The organism is Pseudoalteromonas sp. S1650, from assembly GCF_005887195.1.
In the GTDB taxonomy this organism is placed as follows: Bacteria; Pseudomonadota; Gammaproteobacteria; order Enterobacterales; family Alteromonadaceae; genus Pseudoalteromonas; species Pseudoalteromonas simplex.
Genome location: NZ_PNDF01000042.1, coordinates 50,526 through 65,373 on the forward strand (window position 1 = coordinate 50,526; position 14,848 = coordinate 65,373).

Here is a 14,848-nt window from a genome sequence, read left to right on the forward strand (position 1 = left end):
ATTATTTGTTACCGCAACTGCGCTGCGGCCAACAAATAATAAACAAATCAAAATAAATTTCCAGAGTTTTATTAATAAAAACACAACAAAAAACACAACAAAAACCCAAAAATTAACAAAAAAGAATTTGCTAAACTAAAACAACTACAACATAAACATGAGGTTAAGGAAGAATATACAAAAAGAATATCAAATGAGAATTATCTGACCATTGGGCTGAAAGGGATTGTTACAAACTAAATCATTAACAATTACCCTCACAATTGGTAACAACTGCTTATTGACATAAACTAAATAGTCATAATTATGTTTACCCATGTAGTACTCGACACCCTGAGTTGTATAAACATATTCAATTATTTGACCACGCTGAAATGCAAAATGTGGGTTTTCAGCTAAATACTGCTTAGCTGCTTTTGCATGAGGAGGGATGTTTTTTTGATAATCAGCTAGGTGCCGGCCTAATCGTTTGCGATACACGAGTAATGAGTCAAACTCTCCCGCATAGAGTTTTTTAACGTACCTATCAAAGGCTTGTATTATTAATTCTTGACTGTAATTTTCGGAGAATAAAATCTCAAATAATTCTATTTGAAACTTGTGGGCAAGCTCTGTCCAATCACTCCTAACGGTTTCCATACCTTTGAAGACTAATTTTGAGGTGCCATCTTTTTCGACTTTTCCTACATAGCGCTTTTTAGACCCTGTTGTTTTTCCTCTAATTGTGGGCATAAAAAATGGGCTATAATGGGTTTCGTACTCGATCTCTAAGAAACTGTCTATTCTATAATCTTGCTGTAATACACGCTGCCAGCGTTTGTTAATTTTTCTTGCCAGTACCGTACCAATTTCATTACAGTTTAGTGAATTTAGATCATCATCAAGCTTAACAAAAGTCGAATCTGTATCACCATAAATGACTTCATAACCCCACTCTTCAATCCATTGCTTGGTTGTTTGCATAATTTCATGGCCGCGCAAAGTAATTGAACTCGACAATCGCGGGTCATAAAAGCGACAACCTTTCGAGCCAAGTACACCATATAAACTATTCATGATGATTTTGATTGCTTGAGAGAGCATAGGTTGTTTTTTGTCTTTTGCTATTTGTCTGGTCACTGACAGCTCACGAATAAGCTCAGGTAAATGATGAGCAGTGCGTGAAAAGTGCGCCTGATTAAATCCTTCGATTGCATTATCTGGACTTTTTAAACCTTCAATAAGACCGAGAGGGTCTATGCAAAATGTTCGCATTATTGACGGATAGAGACTTTTGTAATCAAGCACCAAGATATTCTTATATAGGCCAGGCTGCGATGACATGACATAACCACCAGGGCTATCAAAACTTAAGCCATGATCGCCTAAATTAGGGGCTACATAGCCACTTCTATGCAGTAACGGCAGATAAAGGTTAGTGAAGGCTGCAACTGAGCCGCCCATTCGTTCTAATTCAAGCCCTGTAAGCTGGCTTCTTACAACTGCAAAATCAAGTAACTTAAGTTTCTCAAAGATCCTCATCACTAAAATACAATCTTGCCTGTTGTAGTTAGCAAGAGACAGTTTGTCTTCATTAAACTGGCGAATAATTTCTTCAAGACGATTATCTGTATTTATTAGCTTCTCTTCGCCAAGCTCAATACTCGCTACATTGGCAAGACTAAAACTATCGTAATGATAAGTAGCGTTTTTTAAGGTATCAATACCATCAACAACTACGCGTCCTGGTATTGTAATACGGGTAAAATTACCTTGCCTCAGATGCATTTTTTCTTTATTGCGGCCAAGCGGCAATTCGACACCGAGTGCTTCAGCACGGGCATGTAACACGCTGAAGTCAAACTCAATCACATTCCAGCCAATAATCACATCAGGGTCGACAGTTTCAATATGTATACAAAGCTGATTGAGTAAATCAATTTCATCTACACACCAATGAAGATTAAATTCAAGTTCACTGGTATCTTGTGGCTGGCCTATCATCAATACGGTATCTATATTTGCCCCAACTAGACCTATTGAAAATAGCACTCCTTCACCATTACATTCTATATCGAGTGACAAACTTGAAAACTGCGGTGTAAAATCGCTATTTTTTTTGAACTTAGTATCCGTTAAAACAGGATATGGGTGGCTTTTTATTTGTCTTCCTTGAGCCCAAACTGCCCCTTTAATGAAACGTTCCATTAAAAATCTATCTATAGGACGAATATCATCTTCATATACTTTTATATGCTGTGCTTTGAGTCGTTTCGCAGCATTGTAATAGTGCTTTAAAGAAGAAAAATAACAAGAAACAACTTGTTCCTGCATAAAGCTCTTCAGTGCCACAGGTTTCATTTCACAAAAAATACCATGCTCTGAAAATACTCTATTCGCAGCGTCTATTTGTGATTCATCAATAAAGAACACTGCTTTTTGTGGCGTGCTTATTAATTTAACTGGCCCTTGCTTAGATAAAATCCACACCACAATCGAAATACCCTTAGCACTATCGTAGCATTGCGTGGAGAGAATAAAGCCGGAGGCTAACTGCATGTAATTAAACCTTTTTAATATAATTTAGGCAGATCAGTTAAGCAAAGCTAAGTTGATTAACTAATTAAAGTAACAAGTCGCTTGTAGTTGCCCAGTTAAATCTCTAAAATTCATTACTGTAATTATATACATACTTTAGGTTTTCTGGGCATGCTTTCTGACTCTTTAAAAAAAACAATTCGGCAAATTCATAAGCATGTTGCTGATAACCTCACCGATTATCGCCCTCGAAGCAGTCAAAACTATTTAGTTGCCGAAATAGCAAAAACTCTAGCTGGCGAATATCACAAGAGCCAACGAATTTGCGTTATTGAGGCAGGCACCGGGACCGGTAAGTCGCTAGCGTATTGTTTAGGGGCATTGCCTTTAGCGATGGCCAAGAAAAAGAAATTAGTGATTTCGACGGCAACCGTTGCTCTACAAGAACAGTTAATTAGTAAGGAGCTGCCTTTTTTCAAAGAGCACTCTGGCCTCGACATCAAGTTTGATTTAGTGAAAGGTCGACAGCGTTATATCTGTGCACAAAAACTGAGTGCCGCCGTCAATGGCGACAGTCAAACGCAAATGGAGTTTATGCCGACCCTATCATCGCCCCTTTCAGATATGGAAACCAAATGCTTAAAGCAACTTTATAATGCTTATTCAAAAAAGCAATGGCAAGGCGACCGCGATAGCTGGGCTGATACAATTCCTGATAAAGTGTGGAATTTAATTGCTTGTGATAAGCATTCATGCCAACGACAAATGCGCGCTCATCAGCTCTGCCCTTTTCATATGGCACGTCAGCGTCTGATGCAAATGGATGTGCTAGTGATCAACCATTCTCTATTACTGGCTGATCTTGATTTGGGTGGCGGTAAGATTCTACCTGAACCTGACGATACGATTTATGTTATCGATGAAGCACACCATTTAGCGCACATCACCCGCGACTTCTCTTCTGCCGCAGCAACCATTAAAGGCACCATAGACTGGCTCGACAAGCTGGTTAAATTTGCCGGCAAAATGGCCAATGTGCTCGTAGGTCAAAAAGCGATTGGGCAAAATTTTAAGCTCAGTGACAGTATCAATGATGCCGGTAAAAACTTAAAAGTAGTGCGTGATATTCTTGATAACGCAGACTTTAATTATAACAGTGATGACACCTATCGTTTTGAACATGGTGAAATCCCAGCATCTTTACATGCCAAAGCAAAAGATATTAGCGATGCCACCCTTGATGCCCTAAGAGCACTCAACAAGATGCACGATACCTTAGTGCAAGACGTAAGTGATGGCGATGTAAAACCTTATGTGGCCGATCCAATCTTGGCTGAAAGTGGTCAGTACATTAATCGTCTAGAGTTATTAAACAAGCTGTGGTTTAGTTACGCCACAAAAGGCGAAGGTATTCCCCATGCGCGCTGGATCAAACGCTTAGAATATAAGAACCATCACGACCATTTACTTAGTGATTGCCCTATTGAGGTTGGCTATTACCTTAAAGATAAATTATGGAATCAATGTGCAGGTGCCGTGCTTTGTTCAGCCACCTTAACTGCATTGGGTTCATTTGATCACTTTGCTTATGAATGCGGTCTTGCCAAAGAAGAAGGTGTAAAATACATAAAAGTCCCTTCTCCATTTGATTACCCTAAACAAGCGACGCTGCATATTCCTGCAAGTCATATTGAGCCAACCGATAAAGCGTTTAGTGATCACTTAGCTGAGCAATTGCCCAAATTCCTTGATGATAAAAAAGCAAATTTAGTGTTATTTGCCTCTTATTGGCAGATGGATCATGTTGTTAAAGCATTACGTAGCAAAGGAATTGAGGTCTTAGTGCAAGGAGAAATGTCTCGTGAAGCCCTGCTTAAAAAACATAAAGCCAATGTGGATTTAGGCCGTGCTAGCTATTTATTTGGCACTCAAAGTTTATCTGAGGGTCTTGATTTACCAGGTAAATACTTAGAAAACCTAGTAATTACAAAAATTCCATTTGCGGTGCCTACCTCACCAATAGAAGAAGCGCAGGCCGAGTTTGTGCAAAGTAAAGGTGGCAACCCGTTTCTTTCGATAACCGTACCTGATGCGGCAAAGAAATTAGTACAAAGCTGTGGTAGACTGCTGCGCAAAGAAAATGATCAGGGTCGCATTACTATCCTTGATCGCCGACTAGTGACCAAGCGATATGGCAAAGCCATGCTCGATACCTTGCCACCTTTTAAAAGACAAATTGATTATTAATGTTTGAATTAGCTTTAGACCCAACAACCTGGGCACTATTATGTGCAGTTGCACTAGCAGCCGGCTTTATTGACGCAATTGCAGGCGGCGGTGGCATGTTAACGGTACCTGCACTATTAACCGCAGGTTTGCCGCCTCACCTCACATTAGGTACCAATAAACTTGCAGCAAGTTTTGGTTCATTGACAGCCAGCGTAACGTATTTTCGTAAAAAGTTGTTCAACCCACGGTTTTGGGCTGCGTCCATTTTAGCAACAGCCATTGGGGCGCTCGTAGGTACTTTAGTGGTAGATTACTTAAGTATTGAATTTTTAAATAAATTACTACCGGTGGTGATTATTTTAGTCGCTTGTTACAGCTTATTTGGCAGTTTAAGTACAACTGAGCATAACGAGTTACCAGAGCTTGATAGTAAAACTAAAGTTAAACAGTGGCTGCAAGGGCTTGGACTTGGGTTTTTTGATGGTTTAGCAGGCCCCGGCACTGGCACATTTTGGACCGCATCAAATAGCCTTTTATATAAAATGAGCTTATTGCTTAACTGTGGTCTTGCCCGCTCAATGAATTTTGTTTCAAACTTTATTTCATTGATCACTTTCGTTGCACTTGGCCATGTAAACTTTCTACTTGGTATCACAATGGGTTTTTTCTTGATGCTTGGAGCATGGTTAGGAGCACATTCTGCAATAAAGTTTGGTAGTAAAATGATCCGCCCAGTGTTTAACACTGTGGTTATAGTGTTAGCATTAAAGTTAATCTATGAGGCTTATTTATAAATGCAATCGACTGCTTTTGATAAACTACGTTCACAAATTGAAAGACTCAAACAATTAGCCACACAATTTGATAAGGGTAATTTATTTGCTAAAAATCGCTATATGCAAGCCCAGCCAAGTTTGTTTGATAAAGCCGTGTTTAGTACGAAAAGTATGATGCTGGCTGACTATGTAACCGAAATCGAAGATGAGCTTAACAGCCTGCCGCCAGCTGAGCATCGCCATGCTTATCAATATGCGCTTGAGCGTATTGCCATTCAAGTCGAAGCGGTATTCAATGTAATCAAATCAACCCCGGTATGGGCTAAAGAAAATAAATACAGCTTTAAGCCGAAAGCTAAGCCACAAGTTTATAAGCAAGCAGTTAAAAAAATCATGCAGTCATCCCATGAACTGTATGACGAACTAAAACAAACCCATGAGTTTGAACGCCGCTTAGTTTTGATGATCGAAGAGCGAAAACTTAAGCTCGACGCTGCAAATGCACAGCAAGCAGCCGAAATTAATAAAGAAATATTAGCTTTACATGCAAGACTTGGCCGTTGTCGAAAGGCTATTTCAGCCACTGAAGACAAAATTCAGCAAGTCGAAAAGCAACAGCTGAGATAATGTTTTACTATCATCCAAATTATTCAGCGTTAACTTTACCCGAGCGTCACCGCTTTCCCATTGATAAATACCGCATGTTAAAACAGCTTGTTAGCAACTTTATTGATGAGCAGCATTTTATTACCCCACAACAAGCCACTAGAGCGCAGCTTGCTCTGTGCCATAACCCCGAGTATATCGACGCTTTTTTAACTGGTAGCCTTGATAGCAAAGCAATTAAAAAAATGGGCTTTCCTTGGTCCACTGAGTTGGTTGAGCGAACACTTTACTCTGTTGGCGCAAGTATTCAAGGCGCTGAGTTTGCTTTGCAACAGGGTGCTGCTTTTAACCTAAGTGGTGGTTATCATCATGCTTTTACGAGCTATGGTAGTGGTTTTTGTATTTTTAATGACTTAGCGATAGCCGCAGCACACTTAATTAATACCGAGCAAGCCGACACCGTATTAATTTTTGACTGTGACGTCCACCAAGGGGATGGCACAGCCGAAGTTACACAAGCACATCCTCAAATCATTAGCTGCTCAATTCATTGTCAGCAAAACTTCCCGCGTATTAAACAGCAATCAAACTACGATTTTGCGTTAGAGCATGGCACTACAGATGCTGAATACCTAGAGACAGTCAAACAAGCTTTAGCCTTAACAATTAGACTCCACCAGCCAGATATCATTTTGTATAACGCCGGCGCAGACATCGCAACAGATGACGAATTAGGACACTTTCAAGTGAGCTTAGAAGGCGTGTATCAGCGTGACCATTTTGTATTAAACCAAGCCAAGGAAGCAAAAATCCCAGTGTTTGCAGCCATGGGCGGTGGCTACCAACGAAATGTAAGCCGTTTGGTTGAAGTTCATAGCCAGCTTTATAGGGCAGCTGTCGATTTATTTTAAAGCTTGGTATACACTAAAAGTGACTTTTAAATAAGGCTAACTTTGTATGAAATTGCATGACGACATTCATAATTACTATGAAAAATTGGTTGTCGAAGACATCTCAAAACGAAACTTAGAAGCGACCTATAGTGATGATGTTATGGCAGATTTATGCTGCACAGTATTAAATCAACTGCCTGCTCGTTACATTCGCTACGATGTCGATATGGAATTTTATTTACCGCAAAAAGAACGTATTAGAATGGAGCAACAAGTGCAAACAGCTATTGATGTAGCGATCAGCCAAGTCGCTAAGAAAAAGGAATTGCAAAAATGAGCAGTGAGTTAGAAGGTGCGCCTAACTATATTAAAATTGCTGTTGACCTTATTATGCTATTAGAGCAAAACGATGTCCCCGCCGAAGATGTATTAGCAGCTTTAGAAATCGTAAAGTCTGATTTCGAAAAGAAACTTCCAAAATCAACCGATTAATAGTCCGAAAATGGCGAGTATTAGAGCAGAAATTTGTTATGCTCAGGTTTTATAATTCAAGAATGTAAAACCATGTCATTGCCAAGTTTATTACGCTTATTCATCCTTGCTGCTATTTGGGGCGCTTCCTTCTTATTTATGCGCATGGCAGCGAATAGCTTAGGCCCTGCAGTATTAATTGAGTTAAGAGTTGGCTTTGCTGCAATTACACTGTTTATTTTTGCGATGTACTTACGAAAGCAACTCGCTTTCACGACCCACAAAAAGCATTTTTTCATTATTGGCGCACTTAATTCCGCCCTTCCCTTTTTATTGTTTGCCTATGCAGCGCAAACAATTAATGCCTCAACCTTATCCATATTAAATTCAACGACCCCTATTTGGGGTGCCATCGTTGGTATTGTATGGAGTAAAACGAAACCCACCAAAAGTATGTTACTTGGCTTGCTATTAGGTTTAACGGGCGTAGCCATTTTAGTAGGGCAAAATAGCCTGATTATCGACACGCAAGCAATCACAGCAATTGTAGCTGCATTGTGTGCCTCGCTCAGCTATGCCATTGCATCTCATTACACAAAACATGCACCTAAGTTATCTGCTTTTGATAATGCCCATGGCAGTATGTGGGCGGCAAGTATTATGGTTCTACCGCTTATTTTTGTTATTCCTGCCAGAGAAATACCAAGTAATGAGGTGATGCTTGGTGTGGTGGCACTCGGTGTACTATGTACTGCGGTGGCATATATCCTGTTTTTCCGTTTGATTGATGACATTGGCCCAACTTCTGCGTTGACTGTTACCTTTTTAATTCCATTATTTGGCATTGTTTGGGGCAATTTAATTTTAGATGAACAAATTGGACCTAATACCTTGGTTGGCGCATTGTGTGTTATCGCGGGTACCATGCTGGTCACCGGCTTTATTCGTATCAAGCCATTTTTAAAACGAAACACCTTGTAACAGAATCACCTTTGCAATTAAAAAATCAGGCTATAATCTATACATAATTTTTAAATAATAAGGAGAGTGCTATGTCAGGGACAACCATGGTGGTATTGATTGTCTTGATTTCTGTGGGTTCAGGTGTGATTTATGATATGTATAAAAAACATTTAGAGTTTAAATCTCGAACATTAAAAGACAGCAAAGAAGCGAACGAACATGTCGCTGCAGTAACAAAAGAGCTTGTAGAGCTAAAAGAGCGTGTGCAAACGCTCGAAGCCATTGTTACTGATTCAAGCTACAGCGTAAAACAAGAAATTAATAAACTCTAATTAAGTTAGCTCTTATTAAGTTAATAATGCACTGTATTGTTCAAGCACTGGCTGATAATAATCAGCGTCTTGATTTAACATACGTTGGTAATGAGCACATAATTGCTTCAGATAAGCTTGGTGCTCTTTACTTGTTAGCTGCCACATTTGCTGGCCAACTCGAGTGATCGACTGCGAAGCAGACGCACTCATGGCAATAACTTCATAAAATCGTTTGTTTTCACACACCAACTGCTCAGATACGAGCCCCAATGGCAGTGTCTGCAAATAGCTGCGAACTTGATAACTGTGATGTACAGGGCAAACAATAAAGTCGATATGCGTATTTGGCTGTTGACTAACAATCTGCGCTAAAAATCGCACTAATAACTCACCTCCCACCCCCGCAATAATAACAAGGTGACGCTTTTTAGGATCTGGTGAAATCATTGCCACATCTTGGCAATGTACCTGCCAACGGCCGCGTTGCTCACTTGTGGCAAAACGTTCGAGTTTATCACTTAGTACCTGCATCAGCTCAGGCACAATATCAACGAAATGTATAAACTGGGCTTTATTTTGCTGTAATAGCTCAATCCCTAACAAACCGTGATCGCAGCAACAATCCCAGATTTCGTCATACCCAGAATCAACTACATCAACAATGGCTGAAAGTCGTTTACTCAGTGCCATTAGTTTGCTGTTTTATAGACTAACGCTTTTAAGCTGCGATCACTGTCAACCTCAATAAAGCCATCAGTAGGAGCTAATCGCTCAACAAAACTAATTGCCCCTTGTGTATGATCGCTAATGAGATCTTTAAACGCCTGCTCAGATAGCTCAGGGCTATTTGCACACAGTAACAACTGGGTGTTTTCATTTAGCAGCTCAGGTAAACGACGTAGGATTTTTTGATAATCCTTGGTCAATATAAAACTGCCTTTTTGAAAACTCGGCGGGTCTACGATGATCAATTCATACGGTGCTGATTTTTTAAGCTTACCGAATGATTTTAGAATATCGTGCGGAAAATAACTAACACCTTGATCAAAACCATTTAGCTGATGATTTTGTTTACCTGTTCGCAGCACCCCTTTATTCATGTCCATATTAATAACTTGGTCTGCCCCCCCCTGCATTGCTGCAACAGAGAAGCCACACGTGTATGAAAATAAGTTGAGCACTTTTGCATTTTTACTATTAGCTTGAACAAACTCCCGGCCACGGCGCATATCAGGGAAAATCCCAGTATTTTGGCGACTCAATAAATCGACTTTAAACTTAATACCATTTTCACTGACATGGTGCTCTTGGGGTAATTCACCATACATAAGCGCGTTGCGGGTGTTAATGCCGCTACGTTGTTGGTAAACCAATGCACTGACAAGCGCTGGCGCATTCTGTTGTGCCCATTGCCACAGGGTATCAGTTAATTGCGCAAGTACTTGTTCATCTATCTCTTGATATGAAACTAAAAAGAGTGCTGGCGGATAAAAGTCTAAGTTTATGTGGCTCAGCTCAGCGACTGAGTGACCACGGCCATGGAATACACGACATAATTCATTAGCAGCAAGTGGCGCCTCTGCTAAAGCATTTAAAATGGCAGAAAAATCGTTTGTCATCATCTTTAGTTAATTAACTGTTGTTGTAATTCGTGAATTTCATCACGCACAGACGCCGCTTTTTCAAACTCAAGATCGCTAGCATAAGCATGCATTTTCGCTTCAAGAGCTTTGATTTGGCTGGCAATATCTTTCGCGCTGAGCACTTGTTTAGACTCTTTACGCACTAACTTAAGGTTGTCTTTCGGGCTTGCTTCTTCGCCCACATCCATAATGTCGGTAATACTTTTAACCAGTGCTTGTGGCTCAATACCATGTTCAAGGTTATAAGCTTGTTGTTTTTCACGGCGGCGGTCTGTTTCATCAATGGCTTGTCGCATTGAATTAGTGATGCGGTCGCCATACAGAATTGCTTTACCATTTAAGTGACGCGCAGCACGCCCTATGGTTTGAATAAGTGAACGAGTCGAACGTAAGAAACCTTCTTTATCGGCATCAAGTATCGCCACCAGTGAAACTTCTGGCATGTCGAGACCTTCTCGCAATAAGTTAATGCCCACTAACACATCAAATACGCCAGCACGTAAATCACGGATAATTTCAACCCGTTCAACAGTGTCGATGTCTGAGTGCAAATAGCGCACTTTTACGTCATGGTCGTTGAGATAGTCAGTTAAATCTTCTGCCATACGCTTAGTTAACGTGGTCACAAGTACCCGTTCGTTCACTTCAACTCGTTTATATATTTCTGATAGCAAATCATCAACCTGGGTGCCCACAGGGCGTACCTCAATTTCTGGATCAATAAGCCCGGTTGGACGAATGACCTGCTCTGCAACCTCCCCTGATGAGCGCTCAAGCTCAAAGTCACCAGGTGTTGCCGACACATAAATAGTTTGAGGCGCAATGGCTTCAAATTCTTCAAAGCGTAATGGGCGGTTATCTAACGCTGATGGCAAGCGAAAGCCATACTCAACAAGATTTTCTTTACGGCTTCTATCGCCTTTATACATAGCACCAATTTGCGACACAGTAACGTGTGATTCATCAATAATCATCAATGCATCATCAGGTAAGTAATCTAATAATGTCGGCGGTGGATCGCCCGGTGTTCTGCCAGATAAGTATCGCGAATAGTTTTCGATGCCAGAGCAATAACCAAGCTCGGTCATCATTTCAATATCGTACTGGGTGCGCTGAGCAATACGTTGCTCTTCCACAAGTTTGTTGGCACTGAGTAACTGAGCTCGGCGGTCTTTAAGCTCATCTTTAATTTTATCAATGGCATCAAGAATTTTTTCACGGGGTGTTACATAGTGGGTTTTTGGATAAATAGTCGCACGTACAATATGCTTTTCAACTGCTCCTGTAAGCGGGTCAAAAATACTTAAGCGCTCAATTTCATCGTCAAACATCTCCACACGCACAGCGTAAGTATCCGATTCAGCAGGAAATATATCGACCACTTCGCCACGTACGCGATAAGTACCGCGGCTAAATTCAATATCATTGCGTGTATATTGCAATTCAGCAAGCCGACGCAGCATATGGCGCTGATCGACGGTTTCACCTACTTTTAGTAAAAGCATCATCTTCATGTATGAGTCAGGGTCGCCCAAACCATAAATAGCAGACACCGAAGCCACAATAATGGTATCACGTCGTTCAAGCAGCGCTTTGGTGGCACTTAAACGCATTTGTTCAATGTGCTCATTAATAGACGCGTCTTTTTCAATAAAGGTATCGCTGGCAACAACGTAGGCTTCTGGCTGGTAATAATCATAATAAGATACAAAATACTCAACCGCATTATGAGGGAAAAACTCTTTCATTTCACCGTAAAGCTGTGCAGCGAGTGTTTTGTTGTGTGCCATAATAATGGTTGGCCGATTCAAATCATTAATGATATTGGCCATGGTGAAGGTTTTACCCGTTCCTGTAGCCCCTAATAATGTTTGATGTGCAAGCCCAGCCTCTAGGCCATCTTTTAACTGTGCAATGGCCGTTGGTTGGTCACCACTTGGCTGAAACTTAGAAACTAGTTGGAAATGGTCGCTCATGAATGACACTCCTTCATATATGACTCACTTAACCCATCAACTTCTTTGATAAACCATTTATAGGCAACCATTGCAGTAAATAAGTTACCAATCGCGGCACCAATAAATAAACCAGTTAAACCTGCAATTTCGCTGCCTATATAAGCAAAAGGTACATAAAAAACAAACAGACGTACCACACTTAAAATCAGGGCATTCATTGGTTTATGCAAGGCATTAAATGAAGAGTTAGATAAAATAATCACCCCCTGCAGGCCATAACTCAGTGGTAAGATATAAATGAATAACTTAATCACATCCATTACCGCTTGCTCTTTACCAAATACATCCGCGATAAAGCCAGAGGTTAACAGCAGTAAAATATAAATAGCGAACTGCCAAATCATCACGAATTTCAAGGTTTTTGAGTAAGCTTCTTTAACACGTTCAAACTTACCTGCCCCAAAGTTTTGACTTACAAATGGTGGTAAGGTCATCGATAAAGCAAGCACCACAAGGCTTGCGATAGATTCAATGCGACTGCCTACACCAAACGCTGCAACCGCCTCAGGGCCATGCTTAGCTACTAATGCCGTCATGACCGCCATCGCTATTGGCGTCAACATATTTGCGCCTGCCGCCGGTAAACCTATTTTAAGAATTTTACGCACTGAACTAACTGCTGTTTGCTGACCAGCATGCAGGCTCAACAAACCGTTCTTAATTGCCAAAATATATAAAATAATAATTACTGCAACCGCCCAAGCAATAACACTCGCAATAGCAGCCCCTTGTATACCTAAGGCTGGAATTGGCCCAAAACCAAAAATTAGTACCGGATCTAAAATAGCATTTATCAGCCCCGCTCCACCCATAACAATACTTGGCGTTTTGGTGTCGCCGCTGGCTCTAAGCACTGAATTGCCAACCATAGGGGTAATTAAAAATACACTGCCGATGAACCACACGCTCATGTAGTCATGAATAAGTGGCAAGACTTGCTCACCTGCGCCTAATAATTTAAAGATAGGCTCAATATACAAATAACCTAAGGCAGAAAGGCAAAACACCATTACAACCGACACCAATAATGACATACTGGCATCAAAACGAGCTTCATCTAAATTATCACTTCCGAGTGCTTTAGCAATAACTGCGGAGGTACCTATCCCTAAGCCGATTGCTAAACTAATTACAGTAAAGGTAACTGGAAAAGTAAAACTTACTGCGGCTAATGGCTCAGTGCCTAACAAACTGATGAAGAAGGTATCGACTAAATTAAACATCATAAGAGTGATCATTCCGAAAATCATAGGAATGGTCATTTTTTTTAAGGTCGGCAGAATTGGGGAGTTTAAAAGATCAGGTTTAGTTTTGCTCTGCGGTTTCACGCTCATAAGAATTCTTGGCCTCTTTATATGAGCCTATAAGTTTAAAGCATCCTTCACTTGCAAGCTATGCTTTATTCGCAGAATCAAAATCGATGTACAAAACTATAACTTTTGACGCTTTGACATAAAAATAACCACTAACCCTTATAAAAAACAATATAAAAACAAATTTAATAGCTTTATTACAATTAAATGGCACTATTCGCTGTTTTTTTACACAATAAATAGCATCATTTCATCGTCACGAATAAATTTACTTATCAATTCAGCATCGCTTCAGATAAAAACACTAACACATTGATTTAAAATGAATTAAAAAAACTTAATTAAACACTTGAAATTGCTGGAGCGCCCTAAAATCCTAGTACTATAGCTGTTCTTAAAGTTTAATAAACAGAGTTATCCACAGAAACCGTGGATAACTCTCTAGAAGCCGCAAATATAAAGGCTTTGAAGACTAGCTTGAAACTGATAAAACGAATAATAGTGAAGTATCCCGTTTTGACCCTTTTGTAAGCTTCTAGAAAAGAATGTGTAAAAAATGCTCTCCCCTTAATGGAAAGCCAGCATGAAGCATAAAACACGACAACACACTATTCAGTAAACAACTGATATGTATACCTAAAAATAAATTTAGTCATCCTCGACAAACAATGATGTCGATGTGCTTCATAAAAAAAGATGGAATATTCGCCATCTGTAGTAAAAAAATACAAGAAAAAAATAACACCTGAGGATGGCCTAATAAAAACTCTTAGGTTTGATTTTCTCAATCACAAGAAATTATTGCATAAGTGATGATTTCCTCACTTTAATAGAGAATATCTGAGCAAAGAATGGTTTTTTATATTTTCAATTTGGTACTACTGCTCAAAAAGAATGCAAAAAAGTCATCTTTTCGACATAGCTAGTCTTCTAAAAAACAAAAAACGCTGCGCTTTTCAGCTACATTTTGCTCAGATCGAACATAAAAACATCGAATAAGCTTCTTTTTTGAATTTATGAAGTTTTTATGTTGACACTTTGCAATGCTGTCATTAATATTTCGCCCCGTTGAAAGGCATGACGCTTCCCCCTTAGCTCAGTTGGT

The 14,848-nt window shown here is 40.0% G+C and carries 13 protein-coding genes; 8 read left to right on the forward strand and 5 right to left on the reverse strand.

Annotated features, from left to right (window positions below; translation table 11 throughout):
* Nucleotides 1-189 precede the first annotated feature (189 nt).
* Nucleotides 190-2,538: a DNA polymerase II gene (locus CWB80_RS13465; RefSeq protein ID WP_138602095.1), complete on the reverse strand. Its 2,349-nt coding sequence runs from the start codon at nt 2,536-2,538 to the stop codon at nt 190-192.
* A 150-nt stretch (nt 2,539-2,688) separates the two neighbouring features.
* Here CWB80_RS13465 and dinG point away from each other — a divergent pair, with 150 nt between their 5' ends.
* The 8 genes from dinG (at nt 2,689) to CWB80_RS13505 (ending at nt 8,787) form a co-directional block, all read left to right on the forward strand.
* Complete coding sequence (gene dinG, locus CWB80_RS13470) at nt 2,689-4,764, forward strand: ATP-dependent DNA helicase DinG (RefSeq protein WP_138602093.1); 2,076 nt, start codon at nt 2,689-2,691, stop codon at nt 4,762-4,764.
* Nucleotides 4,764-5,540 carry a TSUP family transporter gene (locus tag CWB80_RS13475; protein ID WP_054553678.1) on the forward strand — a complete coding sequence of 259 codons (777 nt, stop codon included), beginning with the start codon at nt 4,764-4,766 and terminating at the stop codon, nt 5,538-5,540. Before dinG ends, CWB80_RS13475 begins: the two co-directional genes overlap by 1 nt.
* Entirely contained in the window at nt 5,541-6,149 is a 609-nt protein-coding gene (locus CWB80_RS13480) for a primosomal replication protein (RefSeq protein WP_138602091.1), read from the forward strand.
* Nucleotides 6,146-7,039 carry a histone deacetylase family protein gene (locus CWB80_RS13485; RefSeq protein ID WP_171041535.1) on the forward strand — a complete coding sequence of 298 codons (894 nt, stop codon included), beginning with the start codon at nt 6,146-6,148 and terminating at the stop codon, nt 7,037-7,039. The genes CWB80_RS13480 and CWB80_RS13485 overlap by 4 nt, the downstream gene beginning before the upstream one ends.
* A gap of 46 nt (nt 7,040-7,085) precedes the next feature.
* On the forward strand, nt 7,086-7,358 hold the full coding sequence (locus CWB80_RS13490) for a late competence development ComFB family protein (RefSeq protein WP_138602087.1): 273 nt from the start codon (nt 7,086-7,088) through the stop codon (nt 7,356-7,358).
* Nucleotides 7,355-7,513 carry a YbaM family protein gene (locus CWB80_RS13495; RefSeq protein ID WP_082389283.1) on the forward strand — a complete coding sequence of 53 codons (159 nt, stop codon included), beginning with the start codon at nt 7,355-7,357 and terminating at the stop codon, nt 7,511-7,513. The genes CWB80_RS13490 and CWB80_RS13495 overlap by 4 nt, the downstream gene beginning before the upstream one ends.
* A gap of 72 nt (nt 7,514-7,585) precedes the next feature.
* Complete coding sequence (locus CWB80_RS13500; RefSeq protein WP_054553682.1) at nt 7,586-8,473, forward strand: DMT family transporter; 888 nt, start codon at nt 7,586-7,588, stop codon at nt 8,471-8,473.
* A gap of 71 nt (nt 8,474-8,544) precedes the next feature.
* Nucleotides 8,545-8,787 carry a hypothetical protein gene (locus tag CWB80_RS13505; protein ID WP_054553683.1) on the forward strand — a complete coding sequence of 81 codons (243 nt, stop codon included), beginning with the start codon at nt 8,545-8,547 and terminating at the stop codon, nt 8,785-8,787.
* Nucleotides 8,788-8,802: 15 nt separating this feature from the next.
* Here CWB80_RS13505 and CWB80_RS13510 read toward each other — a convergent pair whose 3' ends face one another.
* From CWB80_RS13510 to CWB80_RS13525, 4 genes are read right to left on the reverse strand one after another with little or no spacing between them, the layout of a single operon-like run.
* On the reverse strand, nt 8,803-9,459 hold the full coding sequence (locus CWB80_RS13510) for a tRNA (adenine(22)-N(1))-methyltransferase (protein ID WP_138602085.1): 657 nt from the start codon (nt 9,457-9,459) through the stop codon (nt 8,803-8,805).
* Complete coding sequence (locus CWB80_RS13515; RefSeq protein WP_138602132.1) at nt 9,459-10,388, reverse strand: class I SAM-dependent methyltransferase; 930 nt, start codon at nt 10,386-10,388, stop codon at nt 9,459-9,461. The genes CWB80_RS13510 and CWB80_RS13515 overlap by 1 nt, the downstream gene beginning before the upstream one ends.
* A 5-nt stretch (nt 10,389-10,393) precedes the next feature.
* Nucleotides 10,394-12,388 (reverse strand): excinuclease ABC subunit UvrB, encoded by a 1,995-nt coding sequence (gene uvrB / locus CWB80_RS13520; protein WP_138602083.1) that lies wholly within the window; start codon nt 12,386-12,388, stop codon nt 10,394-10,396.
* The gene (locus CWB80_RS13525; protein ID WP_054553687.1) at nt 12,385-13,764 is read right to left on the reverse strand and encodes an MATE family efflux transporter; all 1,380 of its coding nucleotides are present in this window, start codon (nt 13,762-13,764) and stop codon (nt 12,385-12,387) included. The genes uvrB and CWB80_RS13525 overlap by 4 nt, the downstream gene beginning before the upstream one ends.
* Nucleotides 13,765-14,848: the final 1,084 nt, after the last annotated feature.

Bases quoted from the DNA above. Each gene is read 5' to 3' on its own strand.
- CWB80_RS13480 (WP_138602091.1), top strand. From the start codon at position 5,541: ATGCAATCGACTGCTTTTGATAAACTACGTTCACAAATTGAAAGACTC.
- CWB80_RS13465 (WP_138602095.1), bottom strand. From the start codon at position 2,538: ATGCAGTTAGCCTCCGGCTTTATTCTCTCCACGCAATGCTACGATAGT.
- CWB80_RS13525 (WP_054553687.1), bottom strand. From the start codon at position 13,764: ATGAGCGTGAAACCGCAGAGCAAAACTAAACCTGATCTTTTAAACTCC.
- CWB80_RS13515 (WP_138602132.1), bottom strand. From the start codon at position 10,388: ATGACAAACGATTTTTCTGCCATTTTAAATGCTTTAGCAGAGGCGCCA.
- CWB80_RS13510 (WP_138602085.1), bottom strand. From the start codon at position 9,459: ATGGCACTGAGTAAACGACTTTCAGCCATTGTTGATGTAGTTGATTCT.
- dinG (WP_138602093.1), top strand. From the start codon at position 2,689: ATGCTTTCTGACTCTTTAAAAAAAACAATTCGGCAAATTCATAAGCAT.
- CWB80_RS13500 (WP_054553682.1), top strand. From the start codon at position 7,586: ATGTCATTGCCAAGTTTATTACGCTTATTCATCCTTGCTGCTATTTGG.
- CWB80_RS13490 (WP_138602087.1), top strand. From the start codon at position 7,086: ATGAAATTGCATGACGACATTCATAATTACTATGAAAAATTGGTTGTC.
- CWB80_RS13505 (WP_054553683.1), top strand. From the start codon at position 8,545: ATGTCAGGGACAACCATGGTGGTATTGATTGTCTTGATTTCTGTGGGT.
- CWB80_RS13475 (WP_054553678.1), top strand. From the start codon at position 4,764: ATGTTTGAATTAGCTTTAGACCCAACAACCTGGGCACTATTATGTGCA.
- uvrB (WP_138602083.1), bottom strand. From the start codon at position 12,388: ATGAGCGACCATTTCCAACTAGTTTCTAAGTTTCAGCCAAGTGGTGAC.
- CWB80_RS13495 (WP_082389283.1), top strand. From the start codon at position 7,355: ATGAGCAGTGAGTTAGAAGGTGCGCCTAACTATATTAAAATTGCTGTT.